The organism is Promicromonospora sp. NPDC050249 (assembly GCF_040656015.1).
Lineage (GTDB): Bacteria > Actinomycetota > Actinomycetes > Actinomycetales > Cellulomonadaceae > Promicromonospora.
Window position 1 is genome coordinate 1 of sequence record NZ_JBFAKY010000056.1, and the last position, 20,101, is coordinate 20,101.

The 20,101-nt window shown below is 72.1% G+C and carries 21 protein-coding genes; 7 read left to right on the top strand and 14 right to left on the bottom strand.

The annotated features are described in order from the left end of the window. Positions 1–143: 143 nt before the first annotated feature. From AB0I32_RS25995 to AB0I32_RS26030, 8 genes are all read right to left on the bottom strand, one after another. Positions 144–1,451 (bottom strand): amidohydrolase family protein, encoded by a 1,308-nt coding sequence (locus tag AB0I32_RS25995; protein ID WP_357511393.1) that lies wholly within the window; start codon positions 1,449–1,451, stop codon positions 144–146. Between the two features lie 24 nt (positions 1,452–1,475). Continuing rightward, positions 1,476–2,189, bottom strand: coding sequence for a DUF4232 domain-containing protein (locus AB0I32_RS26000; protein ID WP_357511395.1), 714 nt, complete (start codon positions 2,187–2,189; stop codon positions 1,476–1,478). 94 nt (positions 2,190–2,283) lie between these two features. After that, positions 2,284–3,138 (bottom strand): alpha/beta hydrolase, encoded by an 855-nt coding sequence (locus AB0I32_RS26005; RefSeq protein ID WP_357511397.1) that lies wholly within the window; start codon positions 3,136–3,138, stop codon positions 2,284–2,286. A 69-nt stretch (positions 3,139–3,207) separates the two neighbouring features. Then, positions 3,208–3,873 carry a DUF4097 family beta strand repeat-containing protein gene (locus tag AB0I32_RS26010; RefSeq protein WP_357511399.1) on the bottom strand — a complete coding sequence of 222 codons (666 nt, stop codon included), beginning with the start codon at positions 3,871–3,873 and terminating at the stop codon, positions 3,208–3,210. Positions 3,874–4,069: 196 nt separating this feature from the next. Beyond that, on the bottom strand, positions 4,070–5,269 hold the full coding sequence (locus tag AB0I32_RS26015; protein WP_357511401.1) for an MFS transporter: 1,200 nt from the start codon (positions 5,267–5,269) through the stop codon (positions 4,070–4,072). Between the two features lie 68 nt (positions 5,270–5,337). Beyond that, positions 5,338–5,739, bottom strand: coding sequence for a hypothetical protein (locus AB0I32_RS26020; protein WP_357511403.1), 402 nt, complete (start codon positions 5,737–5,739; stop codon positions 5,338–5,340). A 96-nt stretch (positions 5,740–5,835) separates the two neighbouring features. Next, positions 5,836–6,465: a hypothetical protein gene (locus AB0I32_RS26025; protein WP_357511405.1), complete on the bottom strand. Its 630-nt coding sequence runs from the start codon at positions 6,463–6,465 to the stop codon at positions 5,836–5,838. Between the two features lie 129 nt (positions 6,466–6,594). Beyond that, entirely contained in the window at positions 6,595–7,620 is a 1,026-nt protein-coding gene (locus AB0I32_RS26030) for a LacI family DNA-binding transcriptional regulator (RefSeq protein WP_357511407.1), read from the bottom strand. 103 nt (positions 7,621–7,723) lie between these two features. Here AB0I32_RS26030 and AB0I32_RS26035 point away from each other — a divergent pair, with 103 nt between their 5' ends. Together AB0I32_RS26035 and AB0I32_RS26040 are read left to right on the top strand one after the other, a co-directional pair. Continuing rightward, the gene (locus tag AB0I32_RS26035) at positions 7,724–8,887 is read left to right on the top strand and encodes a Gfo/Idh/MocA family oxidoreductase (protein WP_357511409.1); all 1,164 of its coding nucleotides are present in this window, start codon (positions 7,724–7,726) and stop codon (positions 8,885–8,887) included. A 45-nt stretch (positions 8,888–8,932) separates the two neighbouring features. Then, positions 8,933–10,006 carry a Gfo/Idh/MocA family oxidoreductase gene (locus AB0I32_RS26040; RefSeq protein ID WP_357511411.1) on the top strand — a complete coding sequence of 358 codons (1,074 nt, stop codon included), beginning with the start codon at positions 8,933–8,935 and terminating at the stop codon, positions 10,004–10,006. Positions 10,007–10,067: 61 nt separating this feature from the next. On the opposite strand, the gene AB0I32_RS26045 is transcribed toward AB0I32_RS26040, so the two are convergent. The 4 genes from AB0I32_RS26045 to AB0I32_RS26060 all read right to left on the bottom strand — a co-directional run bounded on the left by AB0I32_RS26045 (position 10,068) and on the right by AB0I32_RS26060 (position 12,273). Then, a complete protein-coding gene (locus AB0I32_RS26045; RefSeq protein WP_357511413.1) occupies positions 10,068–10,349 on the bottom strand; it encodes a hypothetical protein in 282 nt (93 codons plus the stop codon). A gap of 42 nt (positions 10,350–10,391) precedes the next feature. Next, a complete protein-coding gene (locus AB0I32_RS26050) occupies positions 10,392–11,003 on the bottom strand; it encodes a hypothetical protein (protein ID WP_357511415.1) in 612 nt (203 codons plus the stop codon). 54 nt (positions 11,004–11,057) lie between these two features. Next, positions 11,058–11,429, bottom strand: a complete 372-nt coding sequence (locus AB0I32_RS26055) for an SgcJ/EcaC family oxidoreductase (protein ID WP_357511417.1) — start codon at positions 11,427–11,429, stop codon at positions 11,058–11,060. Between the two features lie 136 nt (positions 11,430–11,565). Continuing rightward, positions 11,566–12,273: an SDR family oxidoreductase gene (locus tag AB0I32_RS26060; protein ID WP_357511419.1), complete on the bottom strand. Its 708-nt coding sequence runs from the start codon at positions 12,271–12,273 to the stop codon at positions 11,566–11,568. A gap of 78 nt (positions 12,274–12,351) precedes the next feature. On the opposite strand from AB0I32_RS26060, the gene AB0I32_RS26065 reads away from it, so the two are divergent. From AB0I32_RS26065 to AB0I32_RS26080, 4 genes are all read left to right on the top strand, one after another. Next, positions 12,352–12,975 carry a TetR/AcrR family transcriptional regulator gene (locus AB0I32_RS26065; RefSeq protein WP_357511421.1) on the top strand — a complete coding sequence of 208 codons (624 nt, stop codon included), beginning with the start codon at positions 12,352–12,354 and terminating at the stop codon, positions 12,973–12,975. A 54-nt stretch (positions 12,976–13,029) separates the two neighbouring features. Continuing rightward, a complete protein-coding gene (locus AB0I32_RS26070) occupies positions 13,030–13,851 on the top strand; it encodes an ABC transporter ATP-binding protein (RefSeq protein ID WP_357511423.1) in 822 nt (273 codons plus the stop codon). An 82-nt stretch (positions 13,852–13,933) separates the two neighbouring features. After that, the gene (locus AB0I32_RS26075) at positions 13,934–14,959 is read left to right on the top strand and encodes an iron-siderophore ABC transporter substrate-binding protein (protein ID WP_357511425.1); all 1,026 of its coding nucleotides are present in this window, start codon (positions 13,934–13,936) and stop codon (positions 14,957–14,959) included. Between the two features lie 4 nt (positions 14,960–14,963). Further along, positions 14,964–17,102 (top strand): iron ABC transporter permease, encoded by a 2,139-nt coding sequence (locus AB0I32_RS26080; RefSeq protein WP_357511427.1) that lies wholly within the window; start codon positions 14,964–14,966, stop codon positions 17,100–17,102. Between the two features lie 21 nt (positions 17,103–17,123). Here AB0I32_RS26080 and AB0I32_RS26085 read toward each other — a convergent pair whose 3' ends face one another. After that, positions 17,124–18,179 carry a hypothetical protein gene (locus AB0I32_RS26085; protein ID WP_357511429.1) on the bottom strand — a complete coding sequence of 352 codons (1,056 nt, stop codon included), beginning with the start codon at positions 18,177–18,179 and terminating at the stop codon, positions 17,124–17,126. Positions 18,180–18,273: 94 nt separating this feature from the next. Here AB0I32_RS26085 and AB0I32_RS26090 point away from each other — a divergent pair, with 94 nt between their 5' ends. Next, positions 18,274–18,852 carry a dihydrofolate reductase family protein gene (locus AB0I32_RS26090; RefSeq protein WP_357511431.1) on the top strand — a complete coding sequence of 193 codons (579 nt, stop codon included), beginning with the start codon at positions 18,274–18,276 and terminating at the stop codon, positions 18,850–18,852. A 280-nt stretch (positions 18,853–19,132) separates the two neighbouring features. Here AB0I32_RS26090 and AB0I32_RS26095 read toward each other — a convergent pair. After that, the coding region (locus AB0I32_RS26095) for a DUF222 domain-containing protein (RefSeq protein WP_357511433.1) at positions 19,133–20,101 on the bottom strand (969 nt) is incomplete at its 5' end.

Consider the following 20,101-nt stretch of genomic DNA (forward strand, 5'->3'; position numbering starts at 1 on the left):
GGCTGTCGATCGACGACCAGATCGAGAACCGCAGACGGCGCTCCTCGCTGGTCACGCAGCAAGCCTAGGGCGTCCGGGACGGCCGGGACCGATCTCAGGGCAACCGACCGAAGTCGTTCCAGCGCCTGAGCAACCGACCGAAGTCAGACCAGCACCTCGCCGTCGCGCGCGACGACCCGGCCCCCCGCGACCACCAGCGCCCGGCGCGGCGCGCGGACGACGGCGTCGGGCACGTTCTCTGCGTCGACGAGCACGACGTCGGCCGGCGCACCCACGACCAGGTCGTGCACGGCTCGCCCTACGAAACGCCCGGCGTCCGCCGACGCGATCCGCGCAGCGGTGACCAGGTCCTCGTCGTAGCGGAAGCCCGACAGTCGGGCGAGCTGTGTGGTCAGCGCCAGCAGGTCGCCCGTGCCGTAGGGGGACCACAGGTCGCGGATGCCGTCCGTGCCGAGGCCGACCGCGACCCCGGCGTCGCGCAGCGCATGCAGCGGCAGGGGAGCGGTGCCGATCGGTGCGACCGTCGTCATCGTGATCCCGGCCTCGCCCATCGCGGCGACCAGCTCGGCCTGGCGCGCGGCAGCCAGCTGCCCGACGGCGAAGCCGTGCGCCACGTTGACCCTGCCCTGGAGGCCGGCGCGCAGCGTCCGGTCGATGATCAGCTCGATCTGGAAGGCTCCGAGGTCGCCGCCGTCGTGCAGGTGGACGTCGATCCCGACACCGTGCCGCTCCGCGATCGCGAACAGGCCGTCGAGCTGGCCGACCGGGTCCCGGTCGATCGTCGCGGGGTCGAGGCCGCCGACATGCTCGGCCCCGGCGGCCGCCGCGGCGTCGAGCAGGTCCAGGACGCCCGGGCGGCGCAGGACGCCGTCCTGCGGGAACGCCACGACCTGCGCCGTCACGGCACCGCCCAGTGCTGCCACCACCTCGCGCACCACCTCGATGCCGCGGAGGCCGACGCCCAGGTCGACGTCGACGTGCGTGCGGACGGCGGTGGTGCCGGTGCGGATCGACTCGCGCAGCACGGCGAGCGTCACGTCGACGCCGGGGATGCCGAGCTCGTCGCGGTGGGCCCGCTCGTGCGCGATGCGGCCCTGCACGCCGCCCTCGCCGCCGTAGCTCACCCACGGCTTGCCCCACCACGACTTGTCGACGTGCGCGTGCGCGTTGACGAGCCCGGGCAGCGCGAGCAGGCCGCCGCCGTCGATGACACCGCCGTCGGGGACGCCGCCGTCGGGGACGCCGCCGGCCGTGCCCGCGGGCCCGGTCCCGTGCTCAGTTCCGTACGCGGTCCCGCCCATGAGTGCGGTCGGGTCGTGCGGCACGACGGCGGTGATCACCCCGTCGGCGACGTGCAGGTCGCTGCGGGCGCCGCCCCAGGGGCGAACGTCGCGCAGGACGGTGACGCTGGTGGTGCTGTCGGCGGGAGGATGCAGAGCAGGAGAGTGCATGTGAACGACGGTAACCGGGACCGGTCAGCTCTCCGGCTGGAAGGCCTGGACGTCGAGCAGCTCGTCGTCCGGGTTCGCGCACGCCAGGAGCGTGAGCTCGTCGTTCCGCACGAACAGCGACCGCTTCTCGCCGGGCGGGTAGACGCGGAGCCCGTCGGCGGTCGTCTGCTCGCAGTCCTCGTCGAAGTTCTGGGCGTTCGCCACGGAGAGGTTCGCGTGTGCTGAGGCTCCGGGAGCGAGCGTCACCGAGCCGTGCGGGCTCGACCGGTCGAGCGTGGCCGCCGCGCCGACCTGGGTGCCGTCCCCGTCACCGACGAACGAGACGCCCGGCCAGCCCTGCAGGACGCACGGCTCGGACGCCTCGTTCTCCAGCACGATTGCCAGCTCGTAGTGGCCGGCGGACGCGCCGCCCTCCACCGCCTCCAGGCTTCCCGCGAGGTCCGGGGTCAGGCACCGCGGGGACGCCGCCGCCCCGTCGGCCGGGTCCGGCGTGCTTGCGTCCGGTGTGCTGGTGTCCGGCGTCGTACCCGGGTCCGACGACGCGCCGGCGGGGGAGGGCGACCCGGTCGCCGTCGGGCCGGATGACGTGGTTGCTGACGGCGAACCCGAGCCGTCCGCGCCGTCGCTCGCGGCGGCCGAACATCCCGCCGTCGCGAGGAGCGCCGCGACCCCCGCGGCGCCCCACACGGTCCTCGACCACCTGATGCCCCGCACAGTGCCGGTCCTTCGCTCGATCACGGCAGCCTCCTCTTCCCCAGCCGGGTCCACCCCGGCGCCACAGCTCGCTGAGCAGCCACTTCCGATGCTGCTTGAACTACCTCCTCCGAGACTGTCAGACGGCCGAGGGTCCCGCGACGTCACGCACGGCCTCGGCGATGGCCGGCGCGTCCTTCTTCAGCAGTGCGCCGTGGTTGCTGGCGACCTTCGCGCTCACCTTGATGTGCGGGTTGCGGGCGGTCACGCCGTCCAGGCTGGTGCGGATGACTTCCTGCTCGTCGCCCTTGCTGCCCAGCGACGTGCCAGAGGCGACGACGTACCGGGTCTGGACGGCCAGGCGGTCCAGCACGGGGCCGAGCTCGCTCGTGCGGGACAGCTCGCCGAGCTCGATGTTGCTCTCGGCCTGCTGTGCTGCATTCATCCGCGGGGTGATGCCCGTGACGCGCATCGGGACCATGAACCACTGCATCTGCTTGAACATCTTGCGGATCCGCTGCTTCATCGCGTCGTCGATCCAGTCGTACGGGAAGGCGCCGTCGACGAGCACCAGGCCGCGGGTGCGGCCCGGGTTGCGGTCGGCCCAGTGGGCGGCGACGACCGCCCCGTAGGACCAGCCCACCACCACCGCACGCTCGACCCCGCGGGCCGCGAGGATCGCGTCGACGTCCCGCACGGCGGCCTCGAACGAGTAGTCCGCCGAGCGCAGCGACTTCTTGCCACGGGCGCGTTCGTCGTAGGTGATGTGCCGGAAGCTCGTGCCGAGCTCCGCGATGGTCCGGCGCCAGTACCCCTGGGTGGCGAACTGGCCGTTGAGGTAGACCACCGGGATGCCGGGGCCGCCGGTGTCCGTGACGGCAAGGGCCGTGTCGTCGACCGGCACCATGCCGGTCCACTTGCCGGTCCACTCGCCGGTCCAGCTCGCCTCGGAGGCGCTCGCGTCGGCGGAGGAGGTGCTGCTGCTGTTGTTCATCTTCTTCTCCTGATCGTGTGGAACGTCGTGTGGAGCGTCTTGTCGTGCGGAAGGTCGTGAGCCTCTGGATCAGAGGCTGTGGGCGGCGATGTCGCCGTGCATGGTCGTGGCCCGGATCTCGAGCTCCGGGGTGCCGTCGTTCTTGAGGGAGTTGCTGACGCGGCCCAGGCTGGTGCCCGCGTCGAGCGTGGCGGAGACCCCGGCGGCGGCCGCGACCGAGATGCTGCCGGACTGGGTGCTCAGCGCGACCGTGCCGCGCACCGCCTCGCCGATCCGGAGGTCGCCCCGCATCGTGCTGATCTCGGCGGGCCCGTTGAGCCGGCCGACCACCACGTCGCCGTCCACGGCGCTGAGGCGGACGCTGTCGGCCTCGTCGATCTTGATCTGGCGGTACGCACCCTCGAAGACGACGTCGCCGAGAGTGCCGACGACGCGCAGCTCCGCGCCGGCCGACCGTGCCTCGACCCGGGAGCCTGCGGGCAGCTGGACCGTCACCTCGACGGCTCCGGAGTGGCCGATCAGCGAGTTCTTGGGCTCGGGGGCGGTGATCCGCAGGACACCGTCGGAGTAGGCGACGGCGATCTGCTCGGCGAGCTTGACGTCGCGGCTCTTGCCGGAGTCGGCGGGCAGCACCTCGACGGTGGTGTCCGCGCGGTCGGCGGCGATGAGCTGGACGCGTCCGGCGGGAAGGTCCAGGACGACGGAGATCGCGGCGGGGGTGTCGAAGTTCTGCATGATGTCCTGCTCCTGTGCTCGGTGGTTCGCGATGTTTCTGATATCGCAAACGCTACGTTGCTTTCCAGAATCAGGCAACGACGTCGTTGCACTAAAGAAGCATCCGACCAGGTCAGAGGCTATAAAATGTTGCAACAGTCCAGAAGATAACGCAATGCGCAGCTGTCAGCGCGTTGCAATAGACCAGGAGTGAACGCTACCCGCGGCGCTTGCGGTCGGCCTTGCCCGTCCAGTGGCCCACCCAGATCGCGCCCAGCAGCGCCAGCGTGCCGATGACCACCGGCGCGGCGGCCAGGGGTGCGATCGCGGCCACCGCGGACACGAGCAGCGGCCCGCCGGTGTTGCCGATGTCCCCACACAGCCGCCAGCCGCCGAGGAACTGCGCGCGGCCCTCCTGTGGCGCGGCGTCGGCGCCGAGGGTCATCACGATCCCCGAGCCGAGCCCGTTGCCGGCCGCGATGATCGCCATCACCAGGCCGACGCCGAGCGCGGAGTCGGTGAGCGGCAGCAGCAGGCAGCCGACACCGACGGCGAGGACCACCGGTATCGCGACGACCTGCCGGCCGCGCTTGTCGAGCAGCCAGCCGCCCGGCAGGGTCAGCGCGATGTCGATGGTCGCCGCCACCGCGAAGAGCAGGGAGACCACCGACGCCGAGATGTGGATGTGGTCGGCCCACAGGGGTAGCAGGCCGGTGCGCACCGAACGCGAGGCACCGATGATGATGACCGCCACGCCGAGGGTCAGCAGCGTGCGACGGTGCCCCCACAGCACGGAGCGCACCGACAGCGGGGCGACGCCGCGCGTCACGCGGCCGAAGTCCGGCATGCGGGTGACGATCAGCGCCGAGGCGAGGGATGCTCCCACCGCGAGCACGAACACCGAGCGCACCCCGAACAGGTGGATCAGCAGAGCCCCCAGCAGCGGCCCGATCAGGGCACCGAGGCGCATCGACCCGCCCAGCAGCGCCATCGCGCGCGCCCGGTGGCTGACCGGTACGGCGTCGATCAGGAATCCCTGCCGGGCCTGCAGGAAGGTCGTCCAGCTCATGCCGCTGACGAAGACGCACAGGCACAGCAGCCAGACGGAGGGCACGAGGAAGGCGGCAAGCATCGCCGCCGCGTCCACGAGCCCCGCGATCACGAGGGTGCGGCGCTCGCCGAGGCGGGCCACCAGCGCGCCCGAGGGGAGGGAGTTGGCGAGCTGCCCGATCCCCAGGAGGGCGACCACGAACGCGGCCACCGCGGTGGTCGCGCCGAGGTTGCCCGCGTGGATCACGAGCACCGGCATGACGGCGCCGTGACCGACCGAGCTGACCACCGACGGCAGGTACGCCACGACGGCGATGTCGCGGAACCGGAAGTCCGGATCGTCTCCTGGGTCGCCCGTGCTCGTCACACGGGCATCCTGTCAGATAGTTAGCCGCGGCAACGACCTGGTCCGCAGGATGGTCAGGACGAGCGTCGTCAGCCGCCGAGCTGCGGGTTGGCCGCGCGGATCGCGTCGGCGAGCACGCTGCGGGCGTCGTCGTGCCGCAGCAGCTCCTCGCCACGGAAGAGCAGCACCACCCCTTGGCCCTCGTTGAAGACGCCTCGCGCGGCAAGGCCGGCTCGTTCCCACAGGAGCGCCAGCTCGGCACCGAGCCGGGCGATGGCCCCGTCGGTCGGCCGGTTCGTGTCGAAGGTCCATTTTCCGAGCGGTACGCCCGCCACCTCGGCGATCGTCCACGCGAGCCCGGCGGTCAGGGGGTAGGTGGCATCGAGGACCGGCGTGTACGCCCGGACGAAGACTTCGGCGGCGAGCTCCGCACGATCCATCGCGAGCAGCGCGGCGAGCTCTGGTGCGGGTCCTGCGGCAGGTTTCGGCACGGGGGCACGCTAACGGCGCCGGGTTGCCGTCCGGTGAACGGCTGCCCGGCTGTGTCGCTGGCTGCTGTCGCTGTCCGACGTCGCCGTCCGACGCCGTCAGGCCATCTCGGGTACGTGGAGGTGTGCGAACGCGATCTCCATCTCCTCGACGTTGTCGACGGTGGCACCCAGCTCCGCGATGACTCGTTCGCGGATGCCGGTCGCGGCCTCGCGGCTGGCCTCCAGCGCCTCGCGGCTGTCGAAGGCCGCGGTGCCGACGACCCGGCCGGTCTCCCGGTCGACCATCAGGCTGGCGCTGCAGAATCCGTCGAGCTCCTGGATCTGCGGCACGACGACCATCCGGAACATGTCGATGGCGTTGTCGACCATGTGCAGGTCGCCGCCGCTCAGCCAGGTGAGGCGGGCGCAGGCGCCTTCGGGTGTGGCGTGGTCGCGGTGGACGACGGCGACCTCCCACTCGTGGACGTACCGGCCGGAGGTGCTGCCCAGCGCCCGCTCGGCGCGGTCGCGCAGCGGGCGCACGGCCGCGGCGCTCTCCTGCATCGCCTCCTCGGACGACCACGCCGTCGTGGTGATGCACCGGCCGCTCTGCCGGTCGACCAGCATCGACATCCCGACACAGCCGTCCATCGCGGAGACCGTCGGGAAGATCTCCTCACGAACGAGGCTCAGCCCGGAGTCGATGTCGGCGGGCTCACCCTGGATCTCGGTACTGCGGATGTACATGGCGGACTCCCTGTGCTCGTCAGCAGCGTCCGGACGGCGCTGCCGTCCCTTCTCACGTTGCGCCGACCGGCGCGCCCGGTCAAGAGGGGAGTCCGTCGAGTTCGGTCCGACAGCTCCTGACAGCTCCCGTCAGTCCGGCGGCCTCGCGGCGCCGGTCGACTCCCGCCAGACGATGCGCTGGAGGGCGGAACCGCGGGCCGGCGGCTCCTCGCCCCGCAGCGCCGCGACCAGCAGCCGCATGGCATGGTGCCCGGCCGCCTGGAAGTCGACGTCGACGGTGGTGAGCGACGGCATCGTGTAGGCGCCGAACGCCGCGTTGTCCCACCCGGTCACCACCACGTCGCCGGGTACCGTCCAGCCGCGCTCGGCGGCGGCGCGCAGGACACCGATCGCCAGCATGTCGTTGGCGGCGAGCACGGCGACGGGGGGCGCGTCGTCGGGCAGCTCGAGCATCGCCTGCCGTGCGGACTCCGCGGACCACTCGTTGCCGACCACGCCCAGCGACTGGAGCGGCTCGTGCGACTCGGCGCCGAGACGCTCCAGGCAGGCGACGTAGGTGTCGCGGCGCGCCCGCGCGGAGGCGAACTCCTGGGAACCGGCGACGTGCAGGAACCTGCGGTGCCCGGCCACGACGAGCGCATGGACGAGGACCTCCATGAGGTCGGCCTCCGCGAGCTCGCCCGAGCTGCGCATCTGCTCGTCGAACGCCGTCGCGGCCAGGACCGGAGGGGAGTCCCCGCCGTCCGAGAGCGCGTCGGGGAGCACCGGGACGAAGGTCAGGATGCCCTCGTACTGGCCGCCGGCCGCCAGCTCGAGCACACGCTCGGTCCGGTCCGCGACGCTGCCGTCGACGCTGCTGGTCTCGATGGCGTAGCCAGCCTCGGCTGCCGCACGGCTCGCGCCGGCCAGCATGCGCATCTGGTTCCCGACGGCGACGACGCCGGTGATCACGGCGAGCCGTCCGGAGCGCCGGGTGCGCATCGACCGGGCGGCGAGGTTGGGGCGGTAGCCGATCGACTCGGCCGCCCGCAGGACGCGCTCCCGGGTGGCCGGGGAGATCGAGCCCTTCCCGGTCAGCACGTAGGACACCGTGGCCTGGGAGACGCCCGCGAGGCGCGCGACGTCGCGGCTCGTCGGGGGGACTGCAGTGCTCACGACGCTCCACTCTCTGGACAGCTCTCTTGACAGCGACCTACTCGGCCACAACCATAGTGACACGTATCACCAGTGACACGTATAAGTCGCATCCGGGGGAACAGTGCTCAAGATCGGGATCATCGGGACCGGCGGGATCTCCCGCACCCACATCGACGGCTACCAGCGGTTCGGCGCCGAGTGCGAGATCGTCGCCCTGTGCGACATCGCGCCGGGCAAGGCCGCCGCCCTGGGCGCGGAGCTCGGCCTCACCTCCGCGCGAGCGTACGAGCGGGTCGAGGACCTGCTCGCGGCCGAGGAGCTGGACCTGGTCAGCATCGCGACGCCGCCGTCCACGCACGCGGAGCTGACGATCGCCGCCCTGCGCGCCGGCGTCGACGTGCTCGTCGAGAAGCCGATGGCGCCGTCGCTCGAGGAGTGCGACGCGATGATCGCGGCCGCCGCCGAGAACGACCGGATCCTGTCCGTCGTGGCGCAGAACCGCTTCCGCGACGACATGGCCACCCTGAAGGAGGTGCTGGACTCGGGCCTCATCGGCCCCGTCTCCCACGCCCAGGTCTCCTCGTCCTGGTGGCGCGGCACCGCCTACTACGACCTCTGGTGGCGGGGCACGTGGGAGCGCGAGGGCGGCGGGTGCACCCTCAACCACGCGATCCACCACCTGGACCTCACCTCCTGGATGCTCGGCGCGCCCAGCGCCGTCACCGCGGTGCTGACCAACGCCCAGCACGAGAACTCGGAGGTCGAGGACCTCTCCGTGGCCGTGCTGCAGTACGACCGGGCACTCGCCGAGGTGACCAGCTCGGTGGTGCACCACGGCGAGGAGCAGGCGATAGTCGTCCAGGGCCGGCACGCGCGGGTGTCCCAGCCGTGGAAGGTGGTCGCCGACGTCGCCGAGCCCAACGGGTTCCCCGCCCCCGGCGGCGACCCCGCCCTGGTCGCAGAGATCGAGGCGCTCGCCGCGGCGCACCGGCCCCTGGAGCACGAGGGCCACCCCGGGCAGATCGGCGACGTGCTCGGTGCGGTGCGCGACCGCCGTCGTCCCCTGGTGGACGGCGCGGACGGACGCCGCGCGATCGAGCTCGTGACCGCGATCTACCAGGCGGGGATCGAGCGGCGGACGGTCGACCTGCCGCTCCCGCCGGACGACCCGTACTACCGCGCGGGCACGCTCGTCGAGCGCGCGCCGCACTTCTTCGAGAAGACGACGACGGTGGCCGACCTGCCCGGTGACATCACGGTCGGCAGCTCGGCCAGCGACGGCTGACCTGCTTCACAGACATAGCCCGAGACGAACAGGACCAGAGATCTCATGACGACGACCAGCGGCGCGGCCTATGCGCCGGAACCGATCCCCGCACCCGTAGTGGGTGCCGGAGACTTCTCCTTCGCCGCGGTGGGCCTGGACCACGGGCACATCTACGGCATGTGCGAGGGCCTGATGGGCGCCGGCGCGACGCTCAAGTGGGTGTACGACCCGGACCCGGCGAAGGTGGCGGAGTTCCGCGACAAGTTCCCCGACGTGCGGGTGGCGCGCGCCGAGGACGAGGTCCTCGGCGACGACGAGATCCGCCTCGTCGCCGGTGCCCCGGTCACCTCCGAACGTTGCGCGCTCGGCCTGCGGGCCATCGAGGCGGGCAAGGACTACTTCGTGGACAAGGCTCCGCTGACCACCCTCGACCAGCTCGCGGCGGCCCGGGAGGCGACCGCCCGGACCGGACGCAAGTACGCCGTCTACTACTCGGAGCGGATCCACGTCGAGGCCGCGGTCCTGGCCGGCCAGCTCATCGACCAGGGTGCCATCGGCCGGGTGCTGCAGGTCATGGGCCTGGGGCCGCACCGCCTGGGCACCGGCCGCCCGGACTGGTTCTACGAGAAGGAGAAGTACGGCGGGATCCTGTGCGACATCGGCAGCCACAACTTCGAGCAGATGCTGCACTTCGCCGGCGCCAAGGACGCCGAGGTCGGCTACTCGGCGATCGCCAACTACAACCACCCCGAGCACCCGGGGCTCGACGACTTCGGTGAGGCGTCCATCATCATGGACACCGGCGCCAGCGGCTACGTCCGCGTGGACTGGTTCACCCCGGACGGTCTGAGCACGTGGGGCGACGGGCGCACGTTCGTGCTCGGCACCGAGGGCTACCTCGAGCTGCGCAAGTACGCCAACGTCGCGACGGACCAGGGCCCCGGCCACGTGTTCCTCGTCGACGGGAAGGGCGAGCACCACATCGTGGCGGAGGGGAAGGTCGGGTTCCCCTACTTCGGCCAGCTCGTCCTCGACTGCCTCGAGCGCACCGAGACCGCGATGACGCAGGAGCACGCGTTCAAGGCCGCGGAGCTCAGCGTCCTCGCCCAGCAGGGCGCGCGCGTCCTCTCCGCGTGACCTCTCGCGAGCCCGCCCGGTCCGCCGGGCGGGCTCGCGCGTGCGCGTCGCCTGCTCCCGGCTACCAGTCCCGCGTCGCGTCGACGCCGTCGATCAGCGCCTGCCGTTCCGTGGTGACGTCGAGGCCCCGCTCCGTGGCCGCGGTATCGAGCATCCCGACGACCGCGTCGTACAGCTCCTCGCGCTCCTGGGTCATGATCACGCCGGCTCGGGTGGCCTCGTCGATCGCGTTGAAGGCTTCGCCGTACTCGGCGCCGACGCGCTCCAGGGCCGTCGCCCGGTCGCCGGGGGCGCCGTCGAGCGCCGCCAGGATCTGACCACGGGTCTTCCGGATCTGCGCCACCGACCTCTGGTAGGTGCGCTTGCTGACGCCCGCGCGCGTGTCTCAGTCCCGCAGCGGGTTGTCCTTGTTCTCCGCGACCCAGCCCCGTCCCCGCGCACCCGTGACGCTCAGGTAGGTGCCGTTGGCGGCTTCGGGTCGCCAGGCGCGTCGCATCGCCGTGGCGTACTCGCGCGGGACGTCGTGCAGATGGACGTGCTCCAGCTCCGGTGCGCCCGCCACGGTGACGTGGTCGGCGGCAGCCATGCCGAAGTAGCCGATGACCGTGAGCTTGCGCAGCCCGGTGAGCCGGTTGAGAGCCGAGGCGTTGGTCAGCTCGCCGAGCCTGCCGTGCAGCCGGAGCTCCGTGAGGTGCGGGAAGGTGTCCACGAGCACCGTGCAGCTGCGCGGCAGCACCCACGGGTGGTGGCAGTGGCTGAGCCGCCCGTTCCAGCTGCCGGCCTGCTGCGCCAGCGGACGGAGGACGCCCAGGTCCGCGAGGGTCTCCGGCCGGGTCGGGCCGGACCAGTCGAGGTCGAGAACGTCGGCCAGCTCCTGGTCGGCATCGAGGCTGGTGACCTGGGCCGCTGCCCACTCGCCGAGGTCGGCGTGCCAGGTGACGACGACGTCTCCCGGGGCGAGCGGGCGGGGCGGGTTCTTCGAGCGCTGGGGAGCCATGGCCGCAAACGTAGCCGTGGCCACTGACATCGCCGCAGCCGCTGACGTCGTCCGCTACCGCACGCGGGAGACGTGGTAGTGACTGATCAGCCACTGGTCACCCACCTCGACGGCGACGACCGTGAGATGGACCTGCACCGGCGCGTCGGGCCGGTGGAAGGTGACCGCCGCGTAGCCGAGCACGGCGCCAGGGGCGAGCGTCCGGCTGTGGAGCAGCGTGTGGTCGGCGGTCAGCCCGGGCGGCTGCTTGCCGTAGTACGCGATGACGGCGTCCCGGCCGAACGCCGGGTCGGGGTCGAAGCCCTGGAACAGGGCGTCCTCGGTGAACTGGGCGGCGATCTGGTCGAGATCGCGCCGTCGTATCCCGTCGGCCCAGCGGTCGAGCAGGGCAGAGACGACAGCGGCGGTGTCGAGCTCCTGGTTCATGGTCTGTCTCCTTGTCAGGTCGTGCGGTCAGGTCGTGCGGTCAGGGTCTGCGGTGAGGTCGTGCGGTCAGGCCGTGCGGTGTGTCCCGCGGCCGGGTGGCGTGCGGGGCGGCCCGTCAGGGCCGCCCCGCCACGGGTCAGTGCCCCGCGATCTGTCCGCCGTCGATGTGGAGGAACTCGCCCGTCACGAAGGGCGACTGCTCCAGGTAGATGACGCCGCGGGCGACGTCCTCGATCTCGCCGAGGCTGCCCAGCGGGTGCAGGCCGGCGAGGGCCTCGTGCGTCTCCTCCGGGTGCATCGGGGTCTTGATGACGCCGGGGGAGACCGCGTTGAAGCGGATGCCCTGCGACGCGTACTCGATGGCCAGGGCACGCGTCGCCGAGGCGACACCGCCCTTGGTCACCGAGGCCAAGGCCGAGGGGAAGACCGAGAGCGCGCTCTCGACCAGCGTCGTGGTGATGTTGACGACGTGCCCGCCGCCGACGGCCTGCAGCTGCGGGATGACGCGCTGGGTCAGGTGGAAGAAGCCGCCGACGTTGATCGCGACCATGGTGTTGAAGTCCTCGGTCGTGTACTCGGTGAACGGCTTGGCGATGAAGACGCCCGCGTTGTTCACGAGCGTGTCGACGCGGCCGAAACGCTCCACGGCGGTCTTGACGATCAGGTCAGCGGTCGCCGGGTCGGAGATGTCTCCGGCGACGGTGGCGAGGTCGTCGGCCTCGTCCTGGTCGATGGTGCGCGAGTTCGCCACGACGGCGTACCCGAGCTCCCGGTACGCGGCCACGAGGCCTGCGCCGATGCCCTGTGACGCTCCGGTGACGATGGCTACCTTGCGAGTGCTCATGATGTTCGGATCCCTTTATAGACGGTCGGTCAACTACTGGAGGTTCCAGTTATAGTTGACCAGTCGTATACTGTCAACATGCCGCGAACCTCAGATGGACGAGAGCGCCTGATCGAAGCGGGCGTCGAGCTGTTCTCCCAGCGCCCCTACGGGTCGATAGGCGTCGCGGAGCTCTGCGCGCGCGCCGGCGTGAACAAGGGGTCCTTCTACTACTTCTTCCCGTCGAAGGAGGCCCTGGCGCTCGCCGTCATCGACCGGCACTGGACGTGGCAGCAGGGCGTCTGGGCCGAGATCCTCGACGGGCCCGGGACGATCCTCGAGCGGCTCCGTGCGCTGTTCGCCGCCACCGCGCAGATGCAGATCGACGCCAGGACCGGCGCGGGCTGGGTCACCGGCTGCCTCTTCGGGAACCTGGCGCTCGAGGTCAGCTCCCAGAACGAGCCGGTGCGCGAACGCCTGCAGGAGATCTTCGACGAGCAGATCGAGCTGATCCGGGCGCCCCTCGCCGCGGCCGTCGAGTCCGGCGAGCTCCAGCGTCCGGCCGAGGACGTCGACGGTGCGGCGAAGGCGATAGTCGCCCAGGTCGAGGGGCTCGTCCTGTTCGCCAAGCTGTTCAACGACCCGGCCCACCTTGACGCCCTCTGGCAGAACAGCCTGCGGCTCCTGGGGCTGGAGCCCGCGAAGGCGGAAGTGGGCGGCTGACCGGGTATTGGACGGTCGTCCTGGTCGCCTCTCCGTAAGGTTAGGCTTACCTCCGTGACCGCCCCAACCGTTCTCCGTGGCGACGACCTCGTCCTGGGCTACCAGCGCACCACAGTCGTGCACGGGGTCGCCGTCCAGCTGACGCCCGGCGTCGTGACCGCGCTCGTCGGCCCGAACGGGTCCGGCAAGTCCACGGTGCTCCGCTCGCTCGCCCGGCTGCACCCGGTGCAGCAGGGATCCGTCAACCTCGGTGCGACGCCCGACGACGCGGTCGACGCCGCTCCGCTGTCCGCGCGCGAGTTCGCCCTGCGCGTCACGCTGCTCGCCCAGTCCCGTCCGCACCCGGCAGGGCTCGAGGTGCGCGACGTCGTGGCGTTCGGCAGGCACCCGCACCGTCGCCGGTTCGCGCCGCTGACCGCCGCCGACCACGCGGCCATCGACCGCGCGATGGCCATCACCGGCGTCACCACCATGGCCCGCCGGGGCGTCGACCAGCTCTCCGGCGGCGAGGTGCAGCGGGTCTGGCTCGCCACGTGCCTGGCGCAGGAGACCGGCGTGGTGCTGCTGGACGAGCCCACCAACCACCTCGACCTGCGCTACCAGGTCGAGACGCTCGACCTCGTGCGGGACCTCGCGGAGGAGCACGGGACCGCCGTCGGCATCGTGCTGCACGACCTGGACCACGCCGCTTCGGTGGCCGACGCCGTCGTCCTGCTCCACCAGGGCCGCGTGCTCGCGGCCGGGCCGCCCGCTCAGGCGCTCACGGCGGAGCACCTGTCGCTCGCCTACGGCCTGCCGATCGACGTCACCACCGACCCGGACACCGGACGGGTGCGCGTGCACCCGCGCGGCCGCCACCACGGCCGGACGCGCTGACACCGGCACCACCAGCCCCCCGCCGGCCCCGCGGCCGGCCCCCGTACGACTTCGAACGACTCTCACGAAACCGAGGAGACCCATGTCCTTGCGCACCAAGCTGTCCCTGCTGGGCGCCGTCCTGATCGTCCTGCCCCTGGCGCTGGCCGGCTGCGGTACCACCGACCCCGGCGCCGCGGCGCCGGCACCGAGCGAGGCCGCCTCCGGCGACTGCGCCGACGTCACGACGGAGACCGGTCCGGTCTCGCTGACCGACTCGTTCGGCCGCACGGTCGAGCTCGACAAGCCCGCCGAGCGTGTGGCGGTGCTCGAGTGGCAGCAGACCGAGGACCTGCTCAGCCTCTGCGTGAACCCGGTGGCAGTCGCCGACGTCGAGGGCTACACCACCTGGGACAGCGCCGAGGAGCTGCCGGAGGGCGTGACCGACGTCGGCACGCGCGGCGAGCCGAACCTCGACGCCCTGTACGCCACCGAGCCGGACCTCGTCGTCATCGAGGCCTACACGCCCGACGACGAGATCATCGCGAAGCTCGAGGCCTACGACGTGCCGGTGCTGGCCACCAAGGGCGCCGACGCGGCCGACCCGATCAAGAACATGCTCGACACCTTCGACCTGATCGCGCAGGCCACCGGCCGCACCGAGCGGGCCGCGACCGTCACCGGGGAGTTCGAGCAGCACCTGGCCGACGCGAAGGCGGCGATCAGCGAGGCCGCGCCCGAGCAGACCGACTTCGTGTACTTCGACGGCTGGATCGACGGCGGCAACGTGACCCTGCGTCCCTTCGGCCAGGGCTCCCTCATCGGCGAGCTGGGCGAGGAGCTCGGCCTGACCAACGTCTGGACCGGCGAGGTCGACCCCGCCTACGGTCTCGGCCAGTCCGACATCGAGGGCATGACGGCGGTCGGCGACGCGACCCTCCTGTACACCGGCACGGCCGACCCCGACGGTGACTGGACCACCGAGCTGGACAAGAACGACGTCTGGGCGAACCTGCCGGCCGTCACCGAGGACCGGTCGCACGCGTTCCCGCCCGGGATCTGGACGTTCGGTGGACCGCGCTCCGCGGAGCAGGTCGTCGACGCGTACGTCGACGTCTTCACGAAGTGATCCGATGACCGTCACCCAGTCGTCGTCCGCGACCGATACCTCGCCCCAGGCGCCGGCGTCGCGCCCCGCCGTCTGGGTGACGGGCGGCGCCACCCTGGTGGCGCTCGCGCTGGCCGTGCTCGTCGTCGGTGCCTGGCACCTGACGCAGGGTACGTCCGGCGTCGGCATGGGGGACCTGCTGCGCCTGGCCACCGGTCCGCTCGGTGGGCAGAGCGCTGACGACGCCGGGGCGGTCCGGGACATCCTCGTCGGCTCCCGCCTGCCGCGCCTCGCGGCGGGCGTGGCCGTCGGGTTCGCCCTCGGTGTCGCCGGGGCGCTCTTCCAGTCGATCGCCCGCAACGCGCTGGCCTCGCCGGACACGCTCGCGGTGACCGCCGGCTCCTATCTCGCGGTGGTGGTCGTTGCGGCCTTCGGTCTTGCCGTGCCGCTGTGGGCCTCTGGCGCCGTCGCGTTCGCCGGCGGCATCGCCGCCGCGGCGCTCGTGCTCGGGCTCTCCGGGGGTGCCGGATCGGCCACCACGCGGCTGGTGCTCGCCGGGTCCGCCGTCGCGCTGGCCCTCCAGGCGGCGGCCTCCGCGCTGCTCATCCTGTTCCAGGCCGAGACGACCGGGCTGTTCGCCTGGGGCAGCGGTTCCCTGAGCCAGCTCAACCTGACGGCGTTCTGGCGCGCGCTGCCGGTGGTCGTGCTGGCGACCGCGGGCGGCCTGCTGATCTCCCGGCGGCTCGACGTGCTCGGCCTCGGCGACGACACCGCCGGGGCGCTGGGCGTTCCGGTGCGCTCGACCCGCGCCGTCGGCGTGCTCCTCGCGGTCCTGCTCACCGCCGCGGCGGTGACCCTCGCGGGGCCCATCGGGTTCGTCGGCCTCGCCGCGCCGGTCGTCGCAAGGCTGCTCGCCAGGGTGGTCCCGGCGCTGCACAGGCACGCGATGCTGCTGCCGGCGGCGGGCCTGCTCGGAGCCTTCGTCGTCGTGCTCGCTGACGCCGTCGTCCGCGCCCTGCTCGGTGCCGAGGACGCGCTCACCGTACCCACCGGCGTCGCAACGACGCTCGCGGGCGCCCTGATCATGGTGCTGCTGGCCCGCCGCCTGCGCGACGCAGGACCGTCCCGCACCCCTCCCGCCGCGGCGACCGGACCTCGCAGCAGCCGGCGCTTCGCCGTCGTGCTGACCGTGTGCGTCGCCCTCGCGGCGGGCGTGGCGCTGCTCGGCATGCTCGCCGGGTCCACCTGGCTCCGCACCGGCGACATCGCGCTCTGGCTGCAGGGCCAGGGCCCCGCCGTCGTCCAGTTCGCGCTCGACGAGCGCGCGCCGCGCGTGCTCGCGGCGCTCGTCGCAGGGGCAGCGCTCGCGCTCGCCGGGACGATGGTGCAGGCGACCGCCCGCAACCCGCTCGCCGAGCCGGGCATCCTCGGGATCACCGGGGGAGCCGGTCTCGGCGCGGTGATCGTCGTGACCGCCGTGGCCGGCACCACCTGGGGCAACGGGATAGCGGCGAGCAACGGCGCCATGCTGGTGGCCGCCGTCGTCGGGGGCCTGCTGGCCTTCGGGATCGTCTACCTGCTGGCCTGGCGCGGGGGACTGCACGCCGACCGCCTGGTGCTCATCGGCATCGGCCTGGGCTACCTGACCACGGCGCTGACGACGTTCCTGCTGCTGAACTCCGACCCCTGGAACACGCCGCGCATCTACACCTGGCTGTCCGGCACGACCTACGGGCGTGACTTCGCGCAGATCCTGCCCGTCGTCGTGGTGCTGGCGCTCGCCGTGCCGCTCGCCATGCTGGTGCGGCGCGAGCTGGACCTCCTCGCGGTCGACGACGACACACCACGTCTTGTCGGCGTCCGGCTGGAACGCAGCAGGCTGCTCGTGCTCGCGGTGGCCGCGGTGCTGGCCGCGACGAGCGTGACGGCGGTCGGCGTCGTCGGGTTCGTGGGCCTGGTCGCGCCGCACGCGGCGCGCGCCCTGGTGGGCGGCAGGCACGCCAGGGTGCTGCCCGTGGCGATGCTGCTCGGCGCCGTGCTCCTCGGCCTGGCCGACACGCTCGGGCGGACGGTCATCGCACCGGCGCAGCTCCCGGCGGGGCTGGCGGTCGCGCTGCTCGGCGCGCCGTACTTCGTGTGGCTCCTGGCGCGTTCCCGGGTGTGAGCGGCGGGTGTGTCCGGGTGGTCAGGACCTGCGCGCCCTGACCATCCGCTCCTCGCGGAGCGCCACCTCCAGCGCCATGAAGGCCAGCACGTCCAGGACCAGCCCGAACGCCGCCGTCCACCGCAGCGCGCGGAACACCAGGAGCTGGGTGAACAGCAGGCTGATGAGCACCGCGCGGCGCATCCAGACGGCGCCGCGCAGGTGATTGTTGCGGCCGACGACGACGCCCACGAGCAGCAGCACCACTGACGCGCCGACGGCGGCGAGGATCGCGAAGCCGGTCCACCGGGGCAGCCCCGGCACCTCGCCGCGTACGACGCTCAGCCCCACCATCGCCTCGGCGGCACCCACCAGCAGCAGGACGCAGATCAGCAGCCACGCCGCCCACGCCCGGTCCACGAGCGCGTCCAGCCAGCGCACGACGCGGTCGGCGCCGCCGCGGACGGGGTCGGGCAGGTCGGTGTCGTCGTCGGGTACCGCGTCGACCAGCTCGGCGACCAGGCGGGCGCCAGGCTCGCCGGCACCCTTGGCGGCGAGCTCGCGTGCCTCGGCGCGGGCCGTCGGGGTGAACCCGCCGGCCAGCCCGGCGGTGAGCCGGTCGGCCGCCACGGCGAGGTACTCGGCCGGGTGGTGGGCACGGCGGCCGTGCAGCCCTTCGACGATGAGGACGAGCACCACGGTGACGAAGTAGATGATCGCTGCGGTCGGTGCGTAGAAGTAGTCGTTGTCGGCGGTCACGAACTTGCCGACCTCGTCGATGAACAACCCGAAGCCCACGCCGCCGAGCGCTGCGCCGAGGGACCGCGGGACGGGGCCCACGTAGGACAGCAGCAGCATCATCGCCAGCGCCATGAGCAGCCCGCCCCACAGGACGTGCGCGACGTGCAGATCGCCGCCGCCGATCTGCGGGTAGTCCGCCGCGGCCAGGTAGGCGCGCGTGGCCAGCACCGTCACGACGCTCGCCACGAGGAACGTCACGAGGTGCCGCACCGCCGACGTGTCGCGGGGAGCTCCCAGCCGCAGCAGCCGGCCGCGGCCGGCGAGGCCGCCTGATTCGGTCGTCAGCTCGTTCGTCACGCTGTGTCCTCTCGTGCCGTCCGACGGCGATGAGATCCGCCGTCGCCCCCGGTCTGTATCGACGTACCCGATCAACCATTCCCAGGAGACCATCATGACCACTACCTACACGTTCGACGTGTTCTCCAGCCTCGACGGTTTCGGCGCCGCCGGCGGCGACTGGACAGGCTACTGGGGCAAGCAGGGCCCGGAGCTCCTGGAGCACCGGCTCGCCCTCTACTCGCAGGACCAGCGGTTGGTCCTCGGGGCCAACACCTACCGGGCGTTCGCGCAGATGCTGTCCGAGAGCTCCGCGGACTCCGACGTGCGTGACCCGTGGGTCACCCGGATGCGGAACCTGCCGACGACGGTGGTGTCGAACACGCTGGAGGCTCCCCTCGACTGGCCGGACGGTCGGGTCGTGGGCGGCGACGCGGTCGACGTCGTCGCCCGGCTCAAGGAGGAGTCGGAGGTGCCGCTGTGCTCGCACGGGAGCCTGTCGATGAACCGGGCGCTGATGGCCGCCGGCTTGGTCGACCGGGTCCGGGTCACGCTCTTCCCGGTGATCACGGGCCGGACCGGCCTGGACCCGATCTTCCACGGCGCCGCCGACTTCGACCTCGAGCTGATCGAGCACCAGACGCTCGACGGCGACATCCAGGAGCTCGTCTACCGGCCGACCCTGCATGCGTGACGGAACCAGTGGGCCGAGCAATGAGATAGGACGGGAAGGCTTCGGGTGGGCCCGACTGATCGCAGGTCAGGCTGCCTTGGCGGACGTCGACGGCGGCCGTGGGGGTGGTGAGCCGGCGCCGTCCGATGTGGAGAGAGGCTTTCGGTGGGGTGGGTGGGTGGGCTGGGTGGGATGGGTGGGCTCGGTGGGCTCGGTGGGGCGTGGCAGACCGGGACCTGCTGGACCTGCTGGAGCCGACGGGTCAGGCGGCTTCGGCAGGTTGCTGGGTCCGGCTGGCTGGTCAGGCGGCTCCGGCTGGTGGTGGGGCCTCGATGGGTTCGGGTAGGTGGATGCGGTGCCCGCGGGCGTCGGTGAAGGCCCATCCGGTCTCCAGCAGGGCACCGGCTGTGGTGTCGGCCGGGGCCTTCCCGGTCCAGTGCATGGTGATGCCGCGGGTGTCGACGAGTTGGTGGTGGTACCAGCACAGCAACGCACTGTTGGTGATGGAGGTGTTTCCGCCGTGGGCCCAGTGGGTGATGGCGTGGTGGACCTCGCACCGTGAGGGTGGTTGGTCACATCCGGGGTAGACGCAGTGTTGGTCTCGGGCGATGACGGCGCGTCGCATCTGCCCTGACACGGTGCGTTGGGCGCGTCCTACGTCGAGGACTGCTCCGTCGGGTCCGAACACGATCCGGGTGATCGCACTGTGACACGCCAGGCGGCGCACCAGGGTGCGTGGGGCGCGGCCGCCGGTCTCGGTGAACACCGGACCGCCAGGTGACAGCAGCGTGGACAGTGTCGGATCAGTTGTATCCCAGCCACCCGGACCTCCACCCGGATTACCGGTCGAACTACCGGTCGGGCTACCGGCCGCTGAGCCTGTGCTCACCGCGCCTGCACGAACATCCGCGCCGGTGCCGGTGCCGGTGCCTGGGGCCTTCGCACCAGCGCCCGGGCGGTTGCCGCGACCGGGTGCGGTCTGCCCGCAGGACAGGCACAGGCCGTCACGGGTCCTGGTGACCTGAGCGACCAGCTCGTTCCAGGACACCGTCACGTTCAGGTGCGGTGCGATCGCGGCCCCGGGGGAAGCCTGGTTGGTGTCCAGCACCACCCGGGCCACATCCGCGAGGCCCTGCGCGCGACGCTGGGTCGTCGTTCGAGTGTCCTCCGCTGACGGTGCGCCCAGGACCGCGTTGATCGCGGTGGTGAGCTGCAGGCCGTGCTCGTCGGTGAGGAACCCGGCGACGTGGTACCCACCGAACGTCTTGGC